The organism is Variovorax boronicumulans (assembly GCF_029892485.1).
Lineage (GTDB): Bacteria > Pseudomonadota > Gammaproteobacteria > Burkholderiales > Burkholderiaceae_C > Variovorax > Variovorax boronicumulans_B.
In genome coordinates, this window is record NZ_JARXVG010000001.1 from 188,219 (window position 1) to 206,730 (window position 18,512).

At 65.7% G+C, this 18,512-nt stretch carries 22 protein-coding genes; 11 read left to right on the plus strand and 11 right to left on the minus strand.

What is annotated here, in order from left to right; translation table 11 throughout:
- Window positions 1–13 precede the first annotated feature (13 nt).
- The 6 genes from cysW to M2282_RS00895 all read right to left on the minus strand — a co-directional run bounded on the left by cysW (window position 14) and on the right by M2282_RS00895 (window position 5,207).
- On the minus strand, window positions 14–916 hold the full coding sequence (cysW, locus tag M2282_RS00870) for a sulfate ABC transporter permease subunit CysW (RefSeq protein WP_280806923.1): 903 nt from the start codon (window positions 914–916) through the stop codon (window positions 14–16).
- Between the two features lies 1 nt (window position 917).
- Complete coding sequence (cysT, locus tag M2282_RS00875; protein ID WP_280806924.1) at window positions 918–1,805, minus strand: sulfate ABC transporter permease subunit CysT; 888 nt, start codon at window positions 1,803–1,805, stop codon at window positions 918–920.
- Window positions 1,806–2,822: a sulfate ABC transporter substrate-binding protein gene (locus M2282_RS00880; protein ID WP_280806925.1), complete on the minus strand. Its 1,017-nt coding sequence runs from the start codon at window positions 2,820–2,822 to the stop codon at window positions 1,806–1,808.
- Entirely contained in the window at window positions 2,819–3,394 is a 576-nt protein-coding gene (locus tag M2282_RS00885) for an RBBP9/YdeN family alpha/beta hydrolase (protein WP_280806926.1), read from the minus strand. The genes M2282_RS00880 and M2282_RS00885 overlap by 4 nt, the downstream gene beginning before the upstream one ends.
- A gap of 131 nt (window positions 3,395–3,525) precedes the next feature.
- The gene (locus M2282_RS00890) at window positions 3,526–4,167 is read right to left on the minus strand and encodes a peroxiredoxin (protein WP_280806927.1); all 642 of its coding nucleotides are present in this window, start codon (window positions 4,165–4,167) and stop codon (window positions 3,526–3,528) included.
- Window positions 4,168–4,292: 125 nt separating this feature from the next.
- The gene (locus M2282_RS00895) at window positions 4,293–5,207 is read right to left on the minus strand and encodes a LysR family transcriptional regulator (protein ID WP_280806928.1); all 915 of its coding nucleotides are present in this window, start codon (window positions 5,205–5,207) and stop codon (window positions 4,293–4,295) included.
- Window positions 5,208–5,340: 133 nt separating this feature from the next.
- Between M2282_RS00895 and M2282_RS00900 the strand changes: the two genes are divergently transcribed.
- Window positions 5,341–5,988, plus strand: a complete 648-nt coding sequence (locus tag M2282_RS00900) for an FMN-dependent NADH-azoreductase (protein WP_280806929.1) — start codon at window positions 5,341–5,343, stop codon at window positions 5,986–5,988.
- 72 nt (window positions 5,989–6,060) lie between these two features.
- Here the strand turns inward: M2282_RS00900 and M2282_RS00905 are convergent, their stop codons facing one another.
- Window positions 6,061–6,618 carry an NADPH-dependent FMN reductase gene (locus M2282_RS00905; protein ID WP_280806930.1) on the minus strand — a complete coding sequence of 186 codons (558 nt, stop codon included), beginning with the start codon at window positions 6,616–6,618 and terminating at the stop codon, window positions 6,061–6,063.
- A 132-nt stretch (window positions 6,619–6,750) separates the two neighbouring features.
- Here M2282_RS00905 and solA point away from each other — a divergent pair, with 132 nt between their 5' ends.
- From solA to M2282_RS00920, 3 genes are all read left to right on the plus strand, one after another.
- Complete coding sequence (gene solA / locus M2282_RS00910; RefSeq protein ID WP_280806931.1) at window positions 6,751–7,980, plus strand: N-methyl-L-tryptophan oxidase; 1,230 nt, start codon at window positions 6,751–6,753, stop codon at window positions 7,978–7,980.
- 64 nt (window positions 7,981–8,044) lie between these two features.
- Window positions 8,045–8,977 carry a 2-dehydropantoate 2-reductase gene (panE, locus tag M2282_RS00915; protein ID WP_280806932.1) on the plus strand — a complete coding sequence of 311 codons (933 nt, stop codon included), beginning with the start codon at window positions 8,045–8,047 and terminating at the stop codon, window positions 8,975–8,977.
- A 5-nt stretch (window positions 8,978–8,982) separates the two neighbouring features.
- Window positions 8,983–9,693: an aspartate/glutamate racemase family protein gene (locus M2282_RS00920; RefSeq protein WP_280806933.1), complete on the plus strand. Its 711-nt coding sequence runs from the start codon at window positions 8,983–8,985 to the stop codon at window positions 9,691–9,693.
- Window positions 9,694–9,701: 8 nt separating this feature from the next.
- Here M2282_RS00920 and M2282_RS00925 read toward each other — a convergent pair whose 3' ends face one another.
- Together M2282_RS00925 and icd are read right to left on the minus strand one after the other, a co-directional pair.
- Complete coding sequence (locus tag M2282_RS00925; RefSeq protein ID WP_280806934.1) at window positions 9,702–11,060, minus strand: NAD(P)/FAD-dependent oxidoreductase; 1,359 nt, start codon at window positions 11,058–11,060, stop codon at window positions 9,702–9,704.
- 166 nt (window positions 11,061–11,226) lie between these two features.
- Window positions 11,227–12,486, minus strand: coding sequence for an NADP-dependent isocitrate dehydrogenase (gene icd / locus M2282_RS00930; RefSeq protein ID WP_280806935.1), 1,260 nt, complete (start codon window positions 12,484–12,486; stop codon window positions 11,227–11,229).
- A gap of 219 nt (window positions 12,487–12,705) precedes the next feature.
- On the opposite strand from icd, the gene M2282_RS00935 reads away from it, so the two are divergent.
- The 3 genes from M2282_RS00935 (at window position 12,706) to M2282_RS00945 (ending at window position 13,920) form a co-directional block, all read left to right on the plus strand.
- Complete coding sequence (locus tag M2282_RS00935) at window positions 12,706–13,029, plus strand: cell envelope biogenesis protein TolA (protein ID WP_280806936.1); 324 nt, start codon at window positions 12,706–12,708, stop codon at window positions 13,027–13,029.
- 148 nt (window positions 13,030–13,177) lie between these two features.
- On the plus strand, window positions 13,178–13,366 hold the full coding sequence (locus M2282_RS00940) for a hypothetical protein (RefSeq protein ID WP_280806937.1): 189 nt from the start codon (window positions 13,178–13,180) through the stop codon (window positions 13,364–13,366).
- 92 nt (window positions 13,367–13,458) lie between these two features.
- The gene (locus M2282_RS00945) at window positions 13,459–13,920 is read left to right on the plus strand and encodes a DUF192 domain-containing protein (RefSeq protein ID WP_280806938.1); all 462 of its coding nucleotides are present in this window, start codon (window positions 13,459–13,461) and stop codon (window positions 13,918–13,920) included.
- Window positions 13,921–13,989: 69 nt separating this feature from the next.
- On the opposite strand, the gene M2282_RS00950 is transcribed toward M2282_RS00945, so the two are convergent.
- Window positions 13,990–14,571, minus strand: coding sequence for a superoxide dismutase (locus M2282_RS00950; protein ID WP_280806939.1), 582 nt, complete (start codon window positions 14,569–14,571; stop codon window positions 13,990–13,992).
- 51 nt (window positions 14,572–14,622) lie between these two features.
- On the minus strand, window positions 14,623–15,936 hold the full coding sequence (xseA, locus tag M2282_RS00955; RefSeq protein WP_280807697.1) for an exodeoxyribonuclease VII large subunit: 1,314 nt from the start codon (window positions 15,934–15,936) through the stop codon (window positions 14,623–14,625).
- Window positions 15,937–16,249: 313 nt separating this feature from the next.
- Between xseA and M2282_RS00960 the strand changes: the two genes are divergently transcribed.
- The 4 genes from M2282_RS00960 to M2282_RS00975 are packed head-to-tail and all read left to right on the plus strand — an operon-like array spanning window position 16,250 to window position 18,504.
- Window positions 16,250–16,882: a MotA/TolQ/ExbB proton channel family protein gene (locus M2282_RS00960; protein WP_280806940.1), complete on the plus strand. Its 633-nt coding sequence runs from the start codon at window positions 16,250–16,252 to the stop codon at window positions 16,880–16,882.
- An 11-nt stretch (window positions 16,883–16,893) separates the two neighbouring features.
- Window positions 16,894–17,319 (plus strand): ExbD/TolR family protein, encoded by a 426-nt coding sequence (locus M2282_RS00965; RefSeq protein WP_432422855.1) that lies wholly within the window; start codon window positions 16,894–16,896, stop codon window positions 17,317–17,319.
- A complete protein-coding gene (gene lpxK / locus M2282_RS00970) occupies window positions 17,319–18,341 on the plus strand; it encodes a tetraacyldisaccharide 4'-kinase (protein ID WP_280806942.1) in 1,023 nt (340 codons plus the stop codon). Before M2282_RS00965 ends, lpxK begins: the two co-directional genes overlap by 1 nt.
- A complete protein-coding gene (locus tag M2282_RS00975; RefSeq protein WP_280806943.1) occupies window positions 18,322–18,504 on the plus strand; it encodes a Trm112 family protein in 183 nt (60 codons plus the stop codon). Before lpxK ends, M2282_RS00975 begins: the two co-directional genes overlap by 20 nt.
- Window positions 18,505–18,512 lie beyond the last annotated feature (8 nt).

The window sequence follows — 18,512 nt, forward strand, 5'->3', positions numbered from 1 at the left end:
TTTCTTCTCTCTCTCAGGCCGCCGTCGTTTCGGGCGGGCGCTCGGGGGGCAACTCGGCAATGGCTTTCATCTCGCGCTCGTGGCGCCACTCGATCACCGACTTGATCACCAGCGTGACCAGCGCCAGGATCGCCAACAGCGAAGCCACCGCGAAGGCGGCCACCGACTGGTATTCGTTGTAGAGCACTTCCACATGCAGCGGCATGGTGTTGGTCTGGCCGCGGATGTGGCCCGATACCACCGACACCGCGCCGAACTCGCCCATGGCGCGCGCGTTGCACAGGATCACGCCGTACAGCAGGCCCCACTTGATGTTGGGCAGCGTCACGCGCCAGAAGGTCTGCCAGCCGGTCGCGCCGAGCACGATCGCGGCTTGCTCCTCGTCGGTGCCCTGCGCCTGCATCAGCGGGATCAGTTCGCGCGCGATGAACGGGAAGGTCACGAACACGGTCGCCAGCACGATGCCGGGCACGGCGAAGATGATCTTGATGTCGTGCTCGGCGAGCCATGGGCCGAGCCAGCCCTGCGCACCGAACACAAGCACATAGATCAGGCCCGCCACCACCGGCGACACCGCGAACGGCAGGTCGATCAGCGTGGTGAGGAAGGCCTTGCCGCGGAATTCGAACTTGGCGATGGCCCAGGCCGCCGCCACGCCGAACACGAGGTTCAGCGGCACCGTGATGGCGGCCGTGATCAGCGTGAGGCGGATCGCGCTCCAGGCATCGGGTTCCTTCAGCGCCTCGAGGTATGCCGAGACGCCCTTGCGCAGCGCCTCGGTCGCCACGGCAGCCAGCGGCAGCACGAGGAACAGGAACATGAACGCGAGCGCAATGCCGATCAGCGTCCAGCGGACCCACGCTGCTTCGGTGGTACCGGCCTGCGCGCGGCGAATGATCTTGGAAGGTGCGCTCATGTCAGGCCCCCGCGCGCTTGCGCTGCCAGGCTTGCAGGCCGTTGATGACCAGCAGCAGCAGGAACGAAATGACCAGCATCACCAGCGCGACCGCGGTGGCACCCGCATAGTCGTACTGCTCCAGCTTGCCGATGATGATGAGCGGCGTGATCTCCGAGATCATCGGCATGTTGCCGGCAATGAAGATCACCGAGCCGTACTCGCCGATGGCGCGTGCGAAGGCCATCGCAAAGCCGGTGAGCAGCGCAGGACCGATGGAGGGCAGGATCACCTTGGTGAAGGTCTGCAGCCGCGTCGCACCGAGCGAGGTAGCGGCTTCTTCGAGTTCCTTCTCGGCATCTTCGAGCACCGGCTGCACCGTGCGCACCACGAACGGCAACCCGATGAAGATCAGCGCGATCACGATGCCCGCCGGCGTGAAGGCCAGCTTGATGCCGTGCGGCTCCAGCAATTGCCCGATCCAGCCGTTGCCCGCGAGCAGCGCCGTGAGCGAGATGCCGGCCACGGCCGTGGGCAGCGCGAACGGCAGGTCGACCAGCGCATCGACGATGCGCTTGCCCGGAAACTTGTAGCGCACCAGCACCCACGCCACCAACAGGCCGAACACCGCATTCACGATGGCCGCAAGCAGCGAGGCGCCGAAGGTCAGGCGGTAGGAGGCCATCACGCGCGGCGCGGTCACGGCCACCCAGAACTGGTCCCAGGTCAGCGTGAAGGTCTTGAAGACCAGCGCCGACAGCGGGATCAGCACGATCAGGCTGAGGTAAAGAACGGAGAAGCCGAGCGTGATGTGGAAACCCGGCAGCACGCGCTTGGCGCCCCCTGCCCGGTTCGCACGCGAAAAAGGCGCTCCCGCGGACGGGAGCGCCGATGAGACTGCGCCGCTCATTTACTTCGCGCCGGGCGTGTAGAGCTTGTCGAACTGGCCGCCGTCGTTGAAGTGCACCTTCTGCGCTTCGCCCAGGCTGCCGAACAACTCCTGCACCGTGAAGAGCTGCAGCGGCTTGAAGGTCGCGGCGTACTTCTTGAGCACGGTCTGCGAGCGCGGACGCAGCGCATGCTTGGCGGCGATTTCCTGCGCTTCTTCGGAGTAGAGCCAATCGAGGTAGGCCTTGGCGAGTTCGCCGGTGCCCTTCTTGGCAACCGTGCGCTCGACCACGGCGACCGGATTCTCGGCCACGATGCTGATCGAGGGGTACACCGAGTCGACCTTGCCGGTGCCGAATTCGCGGTCGATGGAGACCACTTCCGATTCGAAGGTGATCAGCGCATCGCCGATGTTGCGTTGCAGGAAGGCGGTGGTGGCGTCGCGGCCGCCGCGCGCCAGCACCGGCGTGTTCTTGAAGAGCTTGCCCACGAACTCGGCGGCCTGCGCGTCGGTACCGCCCTTCTTCTTGATGTAGCCCCAGGCAGCGAGGTAGGCGTAGCGCCCGTTGCCGCCGGTCTTGGGGTTGACGATCACGACCTGCACGCCCGGCTTGATGAGGTCGTCCCAGTCCTTGATGCCCTTGGGGTTGCCATTGCGCACGAGGAACAGCATGGTCGAGGTGGTCGGCGATGCGTTCTCGGGGAATTTCTTGTTCCAGTCCTTCGCGACCACGCCGGTACCGGCGAGGAAGTCGATGTCGGTGGAAGTGTTCATCGTCACCACGTCGGCATCGAGGCCGTCGGCCACGGCGCGGGCCTGCGCGCTGGAGCCGCCGTGCGACTGGTCGATCTTGACGTCCTTGCCGGTGGCCTTCTTGTAGTGCGCCACGAACGCTGCGTTGTAGTCCTTGTAGAACTCGCGGGCCACGTCGTACGAGGCGTTCAGCAGCCCCGTTCCCTGGGCGAAGGCGCTGCTGCCGGCGAGTGCGGAGGACGCCAGCGCGAGCACGGCGACGAAGGTCTTGATTCTGGAAGTCATGTGGTTGCCAAGGTTTCTGAAAAATCACGGCCCGCCGACCAGGCGGCGGGCTCGTCGGTCAGGGATTGGAGCAAGGCCAGGCCGAGCGGCCAGTCTCCGTGCCCCGAATCGATGTTGATGTGGCCCGCATTCTGCATGCGCACGAACTCGCTGCCCCAGGCCCGCGAATATGCACCCGCCAGCCGGATGGGACAGTAGGGGTCGTTGCTGCTGGCCACCACGATGCTGCGGTACGGCAGCGCTGCGTAGGGGACGGGCGCAAAGTCGGACAGCACCGCGCGGCGCTCGGGGTCGGCCGGGGCCACCAGCAGCGCCCCCTGGATGCGGGCGGCAGCCTCGGGCGGCAGGTGCGCCGTGGCGATGCAGCCCAGGCTGTGCGCGGCAATCACCACCGGGCCGGGCGTCTCCATGACCAGCTTGGCGAGCGCCGGCACCCAGGCGTCGCGCTTGGGCGAGGCCCAGTCGTCCTGCACCACACGCGCGGCGCCCGGAATGCGCTCTTCCCACAGGCTCTGCCAATGGCCCGGACCGGAATCCCTCCAACCGGGCACGATGACGACGCGCGTCATCATTGGCTCTCCCCCAGTCTTCGCGCACTTCGTGTCGCTTCGCCAACCCCCTCGCCGGGGGCAACACCGGCGGCCCGGCAAAGCCGGTTCCGCGGTGTTCCTGGAAGGAGCGCCAAAGCTTTCACGGGCGGCTCTTACTTGTTGGGCTGCGGCGTGATGCGCAGGTAAGGCTTGACGGCCTTGAAGCCCTTGGGGAAGCGCTCGGCCAGCTCGGCCGGGTCCTGGATGCTGGGGACGATGACCACGTCGTCGCCGTCCTTCCAGTTCACGGGGGTGGCGACCTTGTGGCTGTCGGTGAGCTGCAGCGAGTCGATCACGCGGATGATTTCGTCGAAGTTGCGGCCGGTCGATGCCGGGTAGGTGATGGTGGCGCGGATCACCTTCTTCGGATCGATGATGAACACGCTGCGAACGGTGGCCGTGGCCGAGGCGTTCGGATGGATCAGGTCGTACAGGTCGGCCACCTTGCGGTCGGCGTCCGCAATGATCGGGAAGTTGATCGTGGTGTTCTGCGTTTCGTTGATGTCGCCGATCCACTCCTTGTGCTTGGTGGCCGGATCGACGCTCAGCGCGATGGGCTTGACGCCGCGCTTGGCGAATTCGCCCGACAGCGCCGCAGTCTTGCCCAGTTCGGTGGTGCACACGGGCGTGAAGTCGGCCGGATGCGAGAAGAACACGACCCACGAATCGCCAGCCCACTGGTAGAAGTCGAGGGGGCCTTCGCTGGAGTCCTGGGTGAAATTGGGGGCGGTATCGCCGAGTCGCAGAGTAGCCATGGTCGCTCCTGGATGGATGGGAGCTTCGGATTGTGCGAACCCTTGCTTCAATGCCAAACGAATATCTGCTTGTTTGGATATGACGTTTTTCGCATAACGAATCCAAAAATGGCCGTCGGAGCGCCTCAGAACATCCGCATGTCGTTGCTTTGCAGGTGCTCCATCAGGAAATCGATCAGCCGCCGCACCGCCGGCACCAGCGCCCGCCGCGCCGGAAACACCATGTGCCCCACCACAGGCGGCGGCCCCCAGCCCGGCAGCAGCCGAACCAGCCGGCCGGCATCGATGTCGGCATGGCACATGTAGTCCGGCAGCAGCGTCGCCCCGACACCGAGCAGCGCGCCCGACCGCAGCGTCTCGAGGTCGTCCGCCACATAGCGCGGCGCATGGGAGTGCACATGGCGCTCGCCGTCAGGTCCGTCCAGCCGCCAGTCGCTGCGCCCTTCCCCATTGGCCGACATTGCCGCCGTGGGCAGCTTGTCGAGATCGGCCAGCGTTTCGACCGGCCCGTATTGCGCCAGCAGCGCCGGGCTCGCGACCAGCACGCCGCGGCTGTAGCCGAAGGTCTTGGCCACCAGCACCGCGCTGTCCTCGATGACGGGCCGCACGCGCAGGGCGATGTCGATGCCCTCCTCGATCAGGTCGACCGGCCGGTTGATCGCCCGCAGGTCGATGCGCACCGCCGGGTAGCGCGCCATGAAGACCGGCATCAGCTGTGCCAGCCCGCTGTGCACGATGGTCACCGGGCAGCTGATGCGCACCAGGCCGCTGGGCTCGTTCTGCACCTGCGCCACCGCCTCGGCCGCGGCCTGCGCGGCATCGCGCATGGCAGCCGAATGGCGCAGGTAGATCTCGCCCGCCGGCGTGAGCGACAGGCGCCGGGTGCTGCGCTGCATCAGCTGCACGCCCAGCCGCTCCTCCAGCTCCGCCACGCGGCGGGAGAGCCGTGACTTGGGAATACCGAGCGCCCGGCTGGCCGCGGCGAATCCGCCGCGCTCGGCCACTTCAGCGAAGAAAACCATGTCGTTGAGGTCTTGCATGGACTCGATTGTCCTGCAAACAGGACGATCTAGGCAAATTTTGGCTACTTATCAAGCACTCGACTCAAAAATAGAATTCTCCCAACGCCGGCCACTTTTGAGCGCCGACACCATCCACACGAAAGTGATTGATATGAAGCTGCTCCACGTCGACTCCAGCATCCTCGGTGCCTATTCCACTTCCCGCCTGCTGACGGCCGAGACCGTGGCCGCCTGGAAGGCCGCGCACCCCGACACCACCGTCGAATACCTCGACCTCGCCGTCGATGCCCCGGGTCACTTCACCGCCGACGCCCTGGCCATCAAGACCGGTCCGCAGGCCGAACCCACCGAAGCCCAGCAACGCGAGAACGCGCTGTCGGAAAAGCTGGTGAGCCAGTTCCTGGCCGCGGACGTGGTCGTCATCGGCGCCCCGCTCTACAACTTCTCGATCCCGACCCAGCTCAAGGCCTGGATCGACCGCCTCGGGCAGGTCGGCCGCACCTTCAAGTACACCGAGACCGGCCCCGTGGGCCTGGCCGGCGGCAAGACCGTGATCGTGGCTTCGAGCCGCGGCGGCGTCTACTCGACCAGCGACTGGGGCCAGGGCGCCGAGCACCAGGAGAGCTATCTCAAGGTGATCTTCGGCTTCTTCGGCATCACCGACGTGCGCATCGTGCGCGCCGAAGGCGTGGCGATGGGCGACGAGCCCAAGGCTGCCGCGCTGGCTGCAGCGCGCTCGGACATCCTGGTGGCAACGGCTGAAGCCGCGAACCAGAAGAACGTAGCTCAGGTCGCCTGAGCTACGTCTCGCGCCAAAAAACAAAGCCGCCTTTCGAGGCGGCTTTTTCATGGGCGTCGATCGCCGCGGTTGTCAGACGGCCGAATGGCTCTTGACCCAGGCCACGTACTTGTCCATCCATCCCTGCAGGAACTTCTTCGAGCCTTCGTTGCCGATGTGGCCCTTGTCGTCGAACAGGTCGTCTTTGGTCTGCAGGAACACTTCGGGCGAGCCCAGCGTGGGCACGTCCAGATAAGCCAGGATGTTGCGCAGGTGCTGCTGCGCCAGCGCGGTGCCGATGGCGCCCACCGAGATGCCGAGCACGCCAGCCGGCTTGCCGCCCCAGACGCTCTGGCCATACGGACGCGAGGCGTGGTCGATGGCGTTCTTCAGCACGCCGGGAATCGAGCGGTTGTATTCGGGCGTGACGAACAGCAGGCCCTGCGCGGCCGCGATTTCGCTCTTCAGGCGCTTCACCGCGGGCGCCTGGTTGCCGTCGTCGTCCTGGTTGTAGAGCGGCAGGTCGTCGATGCGCACGTGTTCGAAGGTGAAGTCCGAGGGCGCGAAGTGGGCCAGCGCGAGCGCGAGCTTCTGGTTGAACGAATCCTTGCGAAGGCTGCCGACAACGACGGCGATCCGGGTCTGGGCCATGGGTGAAACTCCTTGGTGTGAATGAAAGATCTGGAGGAAGGTCCGAGGGACGAATTCGATTATGCGAATCGCCCATGACCTTTTCTGGAAAAGTTCTTGCGCGGTCGAGCGCCCTGCCAGATGCTGGAGGGCATGACCCCGTCCTCGCCCTCCTCTCATTTCGACGTCATCGTCGTCGGCCTCGGCGCCCTCGGCGCGGCCACGCTCTATCAACTTTCGCAGCGCGGCGCCCGCGTGCTCGGCATCGACCAGTTCGCGCCGCCGCACGACCAGGGCTCCTCGCACGGCGACTCGCGCATCACGCGGCTGGCGGTCGGCGAAGGCGATGAATACGTGCCCTTCGTGCAGCGCTCGCATGCCATCTGGCGCGAGTTGGAGGCGCGCACCGGCAAGCCGCTGATGACCACCACGGGTGGCCTCATCCTCGCGCCGCGCGACCGCGTGGCCGAGCACCACGGCAAGTCCGACTTCGTGCGCCGCACCATCGCCTGTGCCGAGCGTTTCGGCATCGCGCACGAAGTGCTCGACGCGGCCGGCATCCACGCGCGCTTTCCCCAGTTCCACCTGCAGGGCGACGAGATCGGCTACCACGAGCGCGACGCCGGTTTCGTACGGCCCGAAGACGCCATCGGCGCGCAGCTCGCGGTGGCCCGCGCCTCGGGTGCGCAGACGCGCACCGGCGAGCGCGTGCAGTCGGTCGAGCCGGTGGGCAACGGCGACACGGTCCGCGTGAGCACCGACACGGCGAGTTTCACTGCCGACCGGGTGGTGATTGCAGCGGGCGCGTGGCTGCCCGAATTCCTGGGCCGGCAGGCCCGCGCCGACTGGCAGGCGAACTTTTCGGTGCATCGGCAGGTGATGCACTGGTTCGACACCGGCAGCGCCACGGCCGACTTCTCGCCCGGCCGCTTTCCCATCTTCATCTGGATGTTCGGAGACGGGCAGGAGGACTACATGTACGGTTTTCCGTCCTCCGACCCCGCGCAGCCCGCGCTCAAGGTCGCGACCGAGCAGTACGTGGCCACCACCACGCCCGACACCATCGACCGCACCGTGAGCCCCGAGGAAACCGCCGCGATGTACCGCGATCGTGTCTCCGGCCGCTTCCCGCAGATCGGCGGCCGCGCGCTCAAGGCGCGCGCCTGCATGTACACGGTGACGCCCGACCGCCGCTTCGTGATCGATGCGCTCGACGGCCTGCCCAACGTGCTGATCGCCTCGGCGTGCTCGGGCCACGGCTTCAAGCATTCGGCCGGCCTGGGCGAAGCCATCGCCGACCGTGTTCTGGGCCGCACCATGTCTCACGGCCTGGACCTGCGCCCCTTTGCCCGCCAACGGCTGCTGGAGAAGGAAACTGCCTAGAGCGGCCCGGCGCGAACGCGGGCATCATCGTTCCCGATCTTTTTGATTTCTGGAGCGATGCGCGATGAGATTCCTGGTGGTGGGTGCCGGTGCACTCGGTGGTTATTTCGGCGGCCGCTTGCTGGAGGCGGGGCGCGATGTCACCTTTCTTCTTCGTCCGCGCCGCGTTGCGCAGCTCGCGAAAACCGGGCTCGTGGTGCAGAGCCCTTTCGGCAACCTCGAATTGCCGACGCCAAGGCATGTGCTTGCCGAGGACATCGACGGCCCCTATGACGTGGTCGTCGTCGGCAGCAAGGCCTACGACCTTGAATCGACCATGGATTCGTTCGCGCCCGCGGTCGGCCCGGACACAGTGATCCTCCCGCTCCTCAATGGCATGAAGCACATCGACCAGCTGGCCGAACGCTTCGGCGACGAACGCGTGCTCGGCGGCCTCTGCATGATCTCGGCCACGCTCGACGACGACGGCCGCGTGCTGCACCTGAACGACATGCACGGCCTGAGCTACGGCGAGCGCGCCGGCGGCCGCTCGGCGCGCGTGGACGCCATCGCGGCCCAGTTCGCCGGCGCGAAGTTCGACGCCACCGCGAGCGAGACCATCGCGCAGGACATGTGGGAGAAGTGGGTCTTCATCGCCTCGGCGGCGGGCCTCACCAGCCTGATGCGCGCCTCCATCGGCGACATCGTCGCGGCCGGCGGGCAGGACGTGGCGCTCTCGATCTTCGACGAATGCTGCGCCATCGCCGCGCACAACGGCTTCGCACCGCGCCCTGCTGCCATCCAGCGCGGCCGCACGGTGGTGACGACGGCCGGCTCGCCGATGACGGCATCGATGTACAAGGACATGGTGCGCGGCGCGGCGGTCGAGGCCGATCACATCGTGGGAGATCTCCTCGGCCGCGCGCCCAAAAGCGATTCGCCCTTGCCCACGGTGCTGCGCACCGCGTACGTCCACCTCAAGGCCTACGAGGCCCGGCGCGCCCGCGAGGCCGGCTGAGCTCCATGGCCGACGCTCTCGCCTTCCTCCACACGGCACAGCCGCATGTGCAGACCTTCGGGCGCCTGGTGCGCGACCTTGCGCCCGATCTCGAAATCCGCCACCTGGTGATGGAAGAGCTGCTGGCCGACGCGCGCGTCGTGGGCATCGACAACGCGGCGCTGGTCAGGCGCGTGCAGGAGGCCATGCGCGAGGCGGCATCGGACGGTGCCGCGGTGGTCGTGTGCACCTGTTCGACCATCGGCGGCATCGCCGAGAAAACCGCCACCGGTGGCGCCTTCTCGGCCCTGCGCATCGACCGCGCCATGGCCGACCGCGCGGTGCGCACCGGCCCGCGCGTGCTGATCGTCGCAGCCGTCGAAAGCACGCTGGAGCCGACGACGGCGCTGATCGTCTCGGCGGCAACGCAGGCCGGCGTCGGCACGCGGCCGAGCACGCTGCTCGTCGAAGAGGCATGGGTGCATTTCCAGGCCGGTGACACCGGACGCTATGTGGAAACGCTGGCTGCAGCGATCCGCGGCGCGGTCGGCAAGGCCGATGTGGTCGTGCTCGCGCAAGCCTCGATGGCACCGGTGACGCCGCTGCTTGCCGACCTTGGGATCGATGTGCTCAGCAGCCCGGGGCTGGGCGTTGCGCATGCGGTAGCGACGCTGCGGGCGTCAGGCAATGCGTGGACTGCAGGCAGCATGAACATGCTGTCGCGGCCGCAGGGCTGAGCCGGCAGCTACTCCGACTTGAGGATCGTCTCCCCCTTCAGCGTCCCCATGTCCCGCGTGTTGAAGCGATGCCGCTTCCACCCTGCCCAGGTGCGGCGGAAGTTCGCGAGCGAGATGCCGTAGTACAGCACCTTGAACATCCGCAGCGCGCCCCACATCGGCGTGCCCTTGTAGATGTCGCCGGCCAGGAGCGACATCAGCGCCTCCTTCACCCGGAGCGGATTGCCCGGGTGCATGAACATGTCGCGGATCGTCGGGTTGGTCACGCGGTAGATGAACCACGAATACTCGCGCGGACCCTTTCGCATCATGGCCTCGAAGCCCTTGCGTGCGGCGGCCAGCTCGGCCGGTTGGTCGAGCGCGGTGGCCACAAGTTCGGCGCCATCGAAGGCGCTGTGCATCGCCAGGTACACGCCCGACGAGAACATCGGGTCGATGAAGGTGAAGGCATCGCCCAGCAGCAGGTAGCGATCGCCCGTGGCGTGCGTGCTCGAGTACGAAAAATTGCCGGTGGCATGCACCGCGTCGTCGACCAGCGTGGCGTTCTTCAAGCGGTCCACCAGCACGGGGCACAGCGCGATGGTGTCGTAGAAGAAATCCTTCAGCGGCTTGTCGCGCGTCTTCAGGTAGTACGGCCAGCAGACCGCGCCCACGCTGGTGGTGCCGTCGGCCAGCGGAATGAACCAGAACCAGCCGTGCGGGAACCAGCAGATGCTGATGTTGCCTTCCTTCTTGCCCTCCAGCCGCTCGGCGCTGGTGAAGTGACCGAAGACGGCGGTGCTGTTGTGGTCGGGGTTCTTTTCCTTGCAGCGGAATTTGTTGGCCAGCAGCGTGTCGCGCCCGGTGGCATCGACGACGAAGCGGGCGCGCCAGCTGCGCCTGGCGCCATCGTCCATCTCGGCTTTCACGGTCGCGCCGTCGGCGTCGAAGGCCACGTCGCGCACCTTGCAGCCTTCGAGCGTCTGTGCGCCGCGCGTGGCGGCATTGCGGAACAGCAGTTCGTCGAGCTCCGAGCGGCGCACCTGCCAGGCGGAGTCGAGCGACTTGTCCCAGCCCTCGGCGAAGTCCACATAGCTGCGGTGCTCATGATCGGGCGAGACGAACTCGATGCCGAACTTGGGCATGCCGATCTTCTCGACCTGGTCGCGCACGCCGAGTTTGTCGAACAGCTCGACGTTCGCCGGCAGCAGCGATTCGCCGATGTGAAAGCGCGGGTGGTGCGCCTTCTCGAGCAACACCACGCTACGGCCCTGCTGCGCCAGCAGCGCCGCAACGGTCGAACCGGCGGGACCGCCGCCGATCACGATCACGTCGCAGGATGGGTCCGCGGCCGGATTGGCTTCAATGGCTTCAGTCGAGGGAGGCATTCAGGCTATACAACAGTTGATGACAGTGCCGCGCAGCATAACGCCCTCTTCGGGCGCTGCTCGGACGGGCCGCGCGGTCGCCCTGGTGCAGTACGCGGCGGGCGTGCAAAGAAAAAGCCCCCGGCATCCAACCGGGCGCCGGGGGCTTTTGCTGGACATCGCGCAATTACATGTGGTCGATCATCACCTGACCGAAGCCCGAGCAGCTCACCTGCGTTGCGCCTTCCATCAGCCGCGCGAAGTCATAGGTGACCTTCTTGCTGGCAATCGACTTCTCCATCGAGCTGATGATCAGGTCAGCCGCCTCGGTCCAGCCCATGTGGCGCAGCATCATTTCGGCCGAGAGAATTTCGGAGCCGGGGTTCACGTAGTCCTTGCCGGCGTACTTGGGTGCCGTGCCGTGCGTGGCTTCGAACATGGCGACGGTGTCGCTCAGGTTCGCGCCCGGGGCGATGCCGATGCCGCCGACCTGTGCAGCCAGCGCGTCGGACACATAGTCGCCGTTGAGGTTCAGCGTGGCAATCACGCTGTACTCGGCGGGGCGCAGCAGGATCTGCTGCAGGAACGCATCGGCGATGCTGTCCTTGACGGTGATGTCCTTGCCAGACTTCGGGTTCTTGAACTTCATCCACGGGCCGCCGTCGATCAGCTCGGCGCCGAACTCCTTGGCGGCCAAGGCGTAGGCCCAGTCACGGAAGCCACCTTCGGTGAACTTCATGATGTTGCCCTTGTGCACGATGGTCACGCTGGGCTTGTCGTTGTCGATGGCGTACTGGAAGGCCTTGCGCACCAGGCGCTCGGTGCCTTCGATCGACACGGGCTTCACACCGATGCCGGAGGTGTTGGGGAAGCGGATCTTCTTGACGCCGAGCTCCTCCTGCAGGAACTTGATGAGCTTCCTGGCCTTGTCGCTCTCGGCTTCGAACTCGATACCGGCGTAGATGTCCTCCGAGTTCTCGCGAAAGATCACCATGTTGGTCTTGTGCGGCTCGCGCACCGGGCTGGGCACGCCTTTGAAATACTGGATGGGGCGCAGGCACACGTACAGGTCGAGCTCCTGGCGCAATGCGACGTTCAAAGAGCGGATGCCGCCGCCGACGGGCGTGGTGAGCGGGCCCTTGATCGAGACCACATAGTCGCGCACCGCGTGCAGGGTTTCCTCGGGAAGCCAGACATCAGGGCCGTACACCTTGGTCGATTTCTCGCCGGCGTAGACCTCCATCCAGTGGATCTTTTTCTTGCCGCCGTAGGCCTTGGCCACGGCGGCATCCACCACCTTGAGCATCACCGGCGTGATGTCCAGCCCCGTACCGTCGCCTTCGATGAAGGGGATGATCGGTTGATCGGGCACATTCAGCGAGTTGTCTGCATTGACCGTGATCTTCTGGCCTTCGGTCGGGACTTTGATGTGCTGGTAGCTGGACATGAGGGGGAATGGCTCCGGGAGTGACGTAATTTCGACGACTGTCAGCGAATTCAGACAGCGAGGGAGATCCGCTGTACAGCCCGTGAACAAATCGCTGTACATTTTAGACGCAGCCCATCAGCTGGCGTTTGTCAACCATGGGGCCATTGGGCTCGTTAGTGGCTGACCTTCTGCTCGCCGGGAGGCGTTTCCAACCAATTCTCGATAGAGGAATCTTCAATGAGCAAAATTCTCGCAGTCATGATCGCTGGTCTGTTCGCAGCTGGCGCCTATGCCCAAAACCCGGCCGGCACCACGCCCGAACAAGGGAACGCAACCAGCAGCAAGTCCCAAACGCGCGCTGAAGCCAAGAAGGCTGCCAAGCCCGCCGGCCAAGTGGCTGCTCCTGCTGGCGACATCGCCAAGACGCCCGAAGGCGGCGCCGTCGGTACCGACAAGGCTGCAGCTTCCGGCGAAAAGCGCGCTCAAACGCGCGACCAGCGTCGTCGCAACAAGGACGGCAGCGTGAAGCGCAAGTCGACCCAAGGCGGCACGCCCAACTGATTCGGCGTCCCCTGAAAAAAGCGCTCCCCGGAGCGCTTTTTTTTCGTTCGTCATCGCCAGAGTGCTGTCAACCGCGTGCACGGGGCCCCGTTGAATGTGGACCTTCCACACGGAGGTGGTCCAAATCAACAATCTCAAAGGATTTCTCATGAACAAGCTGCTCGCAGCCCTGGTCGCCGGTCTCTTCGCTGCCGGTGCATTTGCTCAAACGCCCGCACCCGCAGCTGCTGCGCCGGCCGCACCTGCCGCTCACAAGGCTAAGGCCAAGCACACGGCCAAGAAGCACAAGGTTCGCCACGTGGCCAAGGCCCACGCCGCTGCCGCCAAGAAGGTGTAAGCTTTCAAGCTCACCCGGCAATGCCCGCATCAGCGGGCATTTTTATTGGTTACGGGCCGAGGCTCCGCGCCCTGCCTTGAAAGAGTTGTCCGATGTTCCAGCGTTTAGCCGCCCTGCTCCTGCTGTCCGCCTCATTCGTGATGCCGACGCATGCCCAACAGCAGCAACCCCAGACCGATCTTGCGCGCACGCAGTTGTCGGTCGGCCTGTACAAGATCGATGTGCAGATCGCCCAGACCCCCCAGCAGAGGGAAATCGGCCTGATGTTCCGCAAGAACATGCCGCAGGCCGAGGGCATGATCTTCGTGTTCGAGCAGCCGGCCACCCAGTGCTTCTGGATGCGCAACACCTTGCTGCCCCTGACCGCGGCCTTCGTGGCCGACGACGGCCGCATCGTCAACCTGGTCGACATGCAGCCGATGACCGAAAACTCGCATTGCTCTGAAGAGCCGGTGCGCTACGTGCTCGAGATGAACCAGGGCTGGTTCGCCAAGAAGAACATCAAGAAAGGCGCCAAGCTCGGCGGCGAGTTGTTCTCGGCCGCCAAGCGCTGAGCTTCTGCTGCCTATGGCCCACAAAAAGGCCGACCCGAGGGTCGGCCTTTTGCATGGGCGACTCAGGCTTCAGCCGAAGTTCTTGGCGGCGAAGTCCCAGTTGACCAGCTTGGCCAGGAAGGTCTCGACAAACTTCGGGCGCAGGTTGCGGTAGTCGATGTAGTAGGCGTGTTCCCAGACGTCCACGGTCAGCAGCGCGGTGTCTGCGGTCGTCAGCGGCGTGCCGGCGGCGCCGGTGTTCACGATGTCCACCGAACCGTCGGCCTTCTTCACGAGCCACGTCCAGCCCGAACCGAAGTTGCCCACGGCCGACTTCACGAAGGCTTCCTTGAAGGCGTCGTAGCTGCCCCACTTGGCATCGATGGCCTTGGCCAGCGCGCCGGTCGGTGCGCCGCCGCCTTGGGGCTTCATGCAGTTCCAGAAGAAGGTGTGGTTCCAGATCTGCGCGGCGTTGTTGTAGATGCCGCCGCTGGCCTTCTTGATGATTTCTTCCAGCATGAGGGCTTCGAACTCGGTGCCCTTCTGCAGGTTGTTCAGGTTCACCACGTAAGCGTTGTGGTGCTTGCCGTAGTGGTACTCGAGGGTTTCCTTCGAATACTCGGGTGCCAGCGCATCAAGGGCGTACGGCAGGGGTGGGAGCACATGTTCCATGGTTTTTTCTCGTGGGGTTGGTTGTGGGGAATGAAGGATTCTAGAAAGTAATTATTGAGGTGGCGTCGGACGTATTCCCGTTGCATGGCCGGGCGTCACGGTCAGGTCGACCTCGCCGTCCGCGAGCCGCGCGACGACCGCGTCACCTGCATGCAAGCGCTTCGCACTCACGACGGCGCGGCCGTCCGCATCGGTCAGCCAGGCATAGCCTCGCTGCAGGACGAGGGCCGGGTCCAGCAGCCGCAGGCGCAGTGCCACGCGTTCCAGACGTTCACGTCGCTGCACCAACGCCCGGTCGAACTTCAACGGAAAGTCTGCGGCAATCGACCGCGGCACCTGTGCCAGGCGCTCCCGCCTCGACAACACCGCGAATTGCAGGCGCTGCGCATGGTGCGCAAGACGAAGCTGCTGGCGGGCGACCAGATTCGAGGGGCGGCCAAGGCGACCTGCCGCCTGATCGAGCCGCTGCCCGAGTGCGTCGAGGCGAGCCCCCAATGCATCCCCGAGCCGCTCGTCGAGCAGGTCGAGCGCCCCAAGCCACAGGTCGCGCGGCGCGCTGACGAGTTCGGTCGCCGCCGTTGGCGTCGGGGCGCGCAGGTCGGCGCAGAAGTCGGCAATGGTGAAGTCTGTTTCATGGCCCACACCGCTCACCACAGGCACGGGGCTCTGCACGATGGTCCGCGCCAGGGTCTCGTCGTTGAAGGCCCAGAGGTCTTCGATCGAGCCACCGCCGCGCACCAGCAGGATCACGTCGACGGCAGGCTCCAACGCGTAGAGCGATTGCAATGCACGCACCAGTTCGGCCGGTGCGTTCGCGCCCTGCACCGCGGCCGGCGCCAGCACCACGGGAATGTGCGGCACGCGCCGGCGCAGCGCGGTGACGACGTCGTGCAGCGCCGCCGCTCCCAGCGAAGTGACGACACCGACTGCGCGCGGCATGGTCGGCAGCGCGCGCTTTCGCCCCGGCTCGAAGAGCCCTTCGGCTTCGAGGCGCGCCTTGCGCTGCAGGAATTGTTCGAACAGCGCGCCCTGCCCCGCGCGTTTCAAGCTCTCGACAACGAGCTGCAGATCGCCGCGCGGCTCGTACACCGCGAGGCGTCCGCGCACCTCCACCTGATCGCCGTCGCGGGGCGAAAAATCGAGCAACCCGGCGGCCCGCCGGAACATGGCGCAGCGCAGCTGACCCGACTCGTCCTTGAGCGAGAAGTAACAATGTCCACTCGAGGCGCGCGAAAAACCAGAGATCTCGCCGCGCACGGCGACCGGATTGAAGCGCGCATCGAGCGCATCGGCCACCGCCCGGCACAACGCGCCCACGGGCCAGATCCGCGGCCCCGGCGCGGAATTCGGCTCACGCGGGTTCACGAAATACAAGAGTGGCCGCAAACCACTCTTCCACAACAGCCACGACTGCCACTGCCCCGGACACCCCACACGGGGAAGGCGCACGGTTTCTCGTGCAAGTGGTTGATTTCATTCAAAAAAGTACTGCTCAAAATTCAGTCGATCTAGCGAAAAGCCCACGCCATGCGGGTTCAGACAAGTTGCGCAGCAGGTTAGTCACAAAGTTATCCACAGAATCTGTGCGTCCTTGCCGACACGCAAACAAGCCACATACCGATGGTGGGCTCGGTGGATAATCGCCGCGCATTTGCAGTCTACGGGCCGGAGGATTTTCTTGTTTTCCATCATTGTTGCCGCGGGTTGGCCTATTTGGCCGTTGCTCGCTTGTTCGGTCATTGCGCTCGCGCTGGTTATAGAACGTTTCACGAGTCTCAAGACCGTGAAGGTATTGCCGCCGAAATTGCTCGACGAAACCATCACCGTCTCACGCGGGTCCATTCCCGGGCCTGACATCGTGACCAAACTCGAACGCAACTCGATGCTCGGCCAGGTGCTGGCTGCGGGCCTGCGGGCGCTCAACGCCAACCCGCGCTGCACCGAAGACGACCTTCGCGCCGCGATGGAAGCCTCGGGCCGCACGATCGCGCACAAGCTGGAGCGCTACCTGCCGGCACTGGCCACCATCGCCTCGGCGGCGCCGCTCCTGGGCCTACTGGGCACGGTGATAGGCATGATCGAGATCTTCGGCTCGCAGTCGCCTGTCAACGGTGCCGTCGGCTCGGGCAACCCGGCGCAGCTGGCGCACGGCATCTCGATCGCGCTCTACAACACGGCGTTCGGGCTGATCGTGGCGATTCCCACGCTGATCTTCTGGCGCTATTTCCGCAGCCGCGTCGACGAGTATTTGCTGAACCTCGAACTCTCAGGTGAACGCTTCGCCCGCCACCTGAACGCGCTGCGCAAATGAGCCGAGCCCGCATGCAGTTTCGCCACGGCGCGCGCGACGAGCCGGAGATCAACCTGATCCCGTTCATCGACGTGCTGCTGGTCATCCTGATCTTCCTGATGCTGTCGACCACCTACAGCAAGTTCACCGAAATGCAGTTGCGGCTGCCCACGGCGGACGTCGACGCGCAGCGCGACTATCCGAAGGAAGTGGTCGTGACGGTCTCGGCCGACGGCCGCTACACGGTCAACAAGGCGGCAGTGGCAGACCGCAACGTGAACACCGTGGCCGCCGCACTCGGCGCTGCGGCCACCGGCGGCAAGGACAGCGTGGTGATCATCAGCGCCGATGCGAGCAGTCCGCACCAGGCGGTGGTCACGGTGATGGAGGCCGCGCGCCGCGCCGGCCTGATGCAGATCACCTTCGCCGCCCAGTCGACGGCGCAAGCCGGGCACTAGTGCCATTGCAGGGCCGCAGCAGCACAGGCGCATCCGCCTCGCGGCTGCAGGACGCCTGGCTGCACCGCGGCCTGCTCGCCTGGCTGCTGTGGCCGCTGTCGCTGCTCTACGGGGCGCTCTTCGCGCTGCGCGGCTGGCTCTATCGCCTCGGGTGGCTCCGGACCGAACGCGTGGCCGTTCCCGTGATCGTGGTCGGCAATGTGATTGCGGGCGGTGCGGGCAAGACGCCGGTCGTGATGGCCGTCGTACGGCATCTGCAGGCCCAGGGACTCCAGGTCGGCGTGGTGTCGCGCGGCTACGGCCGACGCACCGACGATTGCCGCGAGGTGCTCGAAGGCAGCGATCCTCATGATGTCGGTGACGAGCCGGCGCTGATTCACCACGCCACGGGTGCGCCCGTTTTCGTCGCGCGGCGGCGCATCGAGGCCGCACGCGCCCTGCTGGAACGGCATCCGGCCACACAGATGATCGTGAGCGATGATGGCCTGCAGCATCTGGCACTGGCCCGCGACATCGAGATCTGCGTGTTCGACGACCGCGGCGTCGGCAACGGCTGGCTGCTGCCCGCGGGCCTGTTGCGCGAGCCCTGGCCGCGTCGTTGCGACCTGGTGCTCCACAGCGGCGAGCGGCCCGCCTTTGCAGGTGGCTACACCGCCAATCGCAGCCTTGCACAGGATGCGGTCACGAGCGATGGACGGCGCGTGCCGCTCGACACGCTCGCGGGCAAGCCGCTGATCGCACTGGCAGCCATCGCGCGACCCGAAGGATTTTTCGACATGCTGCGCGCGCGCGGCCTCGCGCTCGCGGAAACCATCGCACTGCCCGACCACCATGATTTCGACGCATGGCAGCGCCCGTCCGGCAGCGAGTACACCCTGCTTTGCACCGAAAAAGATGCAGTCAAGCTGTGGCGCAAGGCACCCGACGCACTGGCCGTGCCGCTGCATTTCGAACCCGCCCCGGAATTCTTCGCCGCACTCGACGCAAAGCTATCATCGCCCGATGGATACCAAGCTGCTTGAACTGCTCGTCTGCCCTGTGACCAAGGGCCCGCTCACCTGGCACCCCGAGAAGCAGGAGCTGTGCTCCCGCAGCGCGCGCCTCGCCTACCCGGTGCGCGACGGCATCCCCGTGCTGCTCGAGAACGAGGCGCGCACGCTGTCCGACGAAGAGCTGGGTCTGTGACCGGGGTC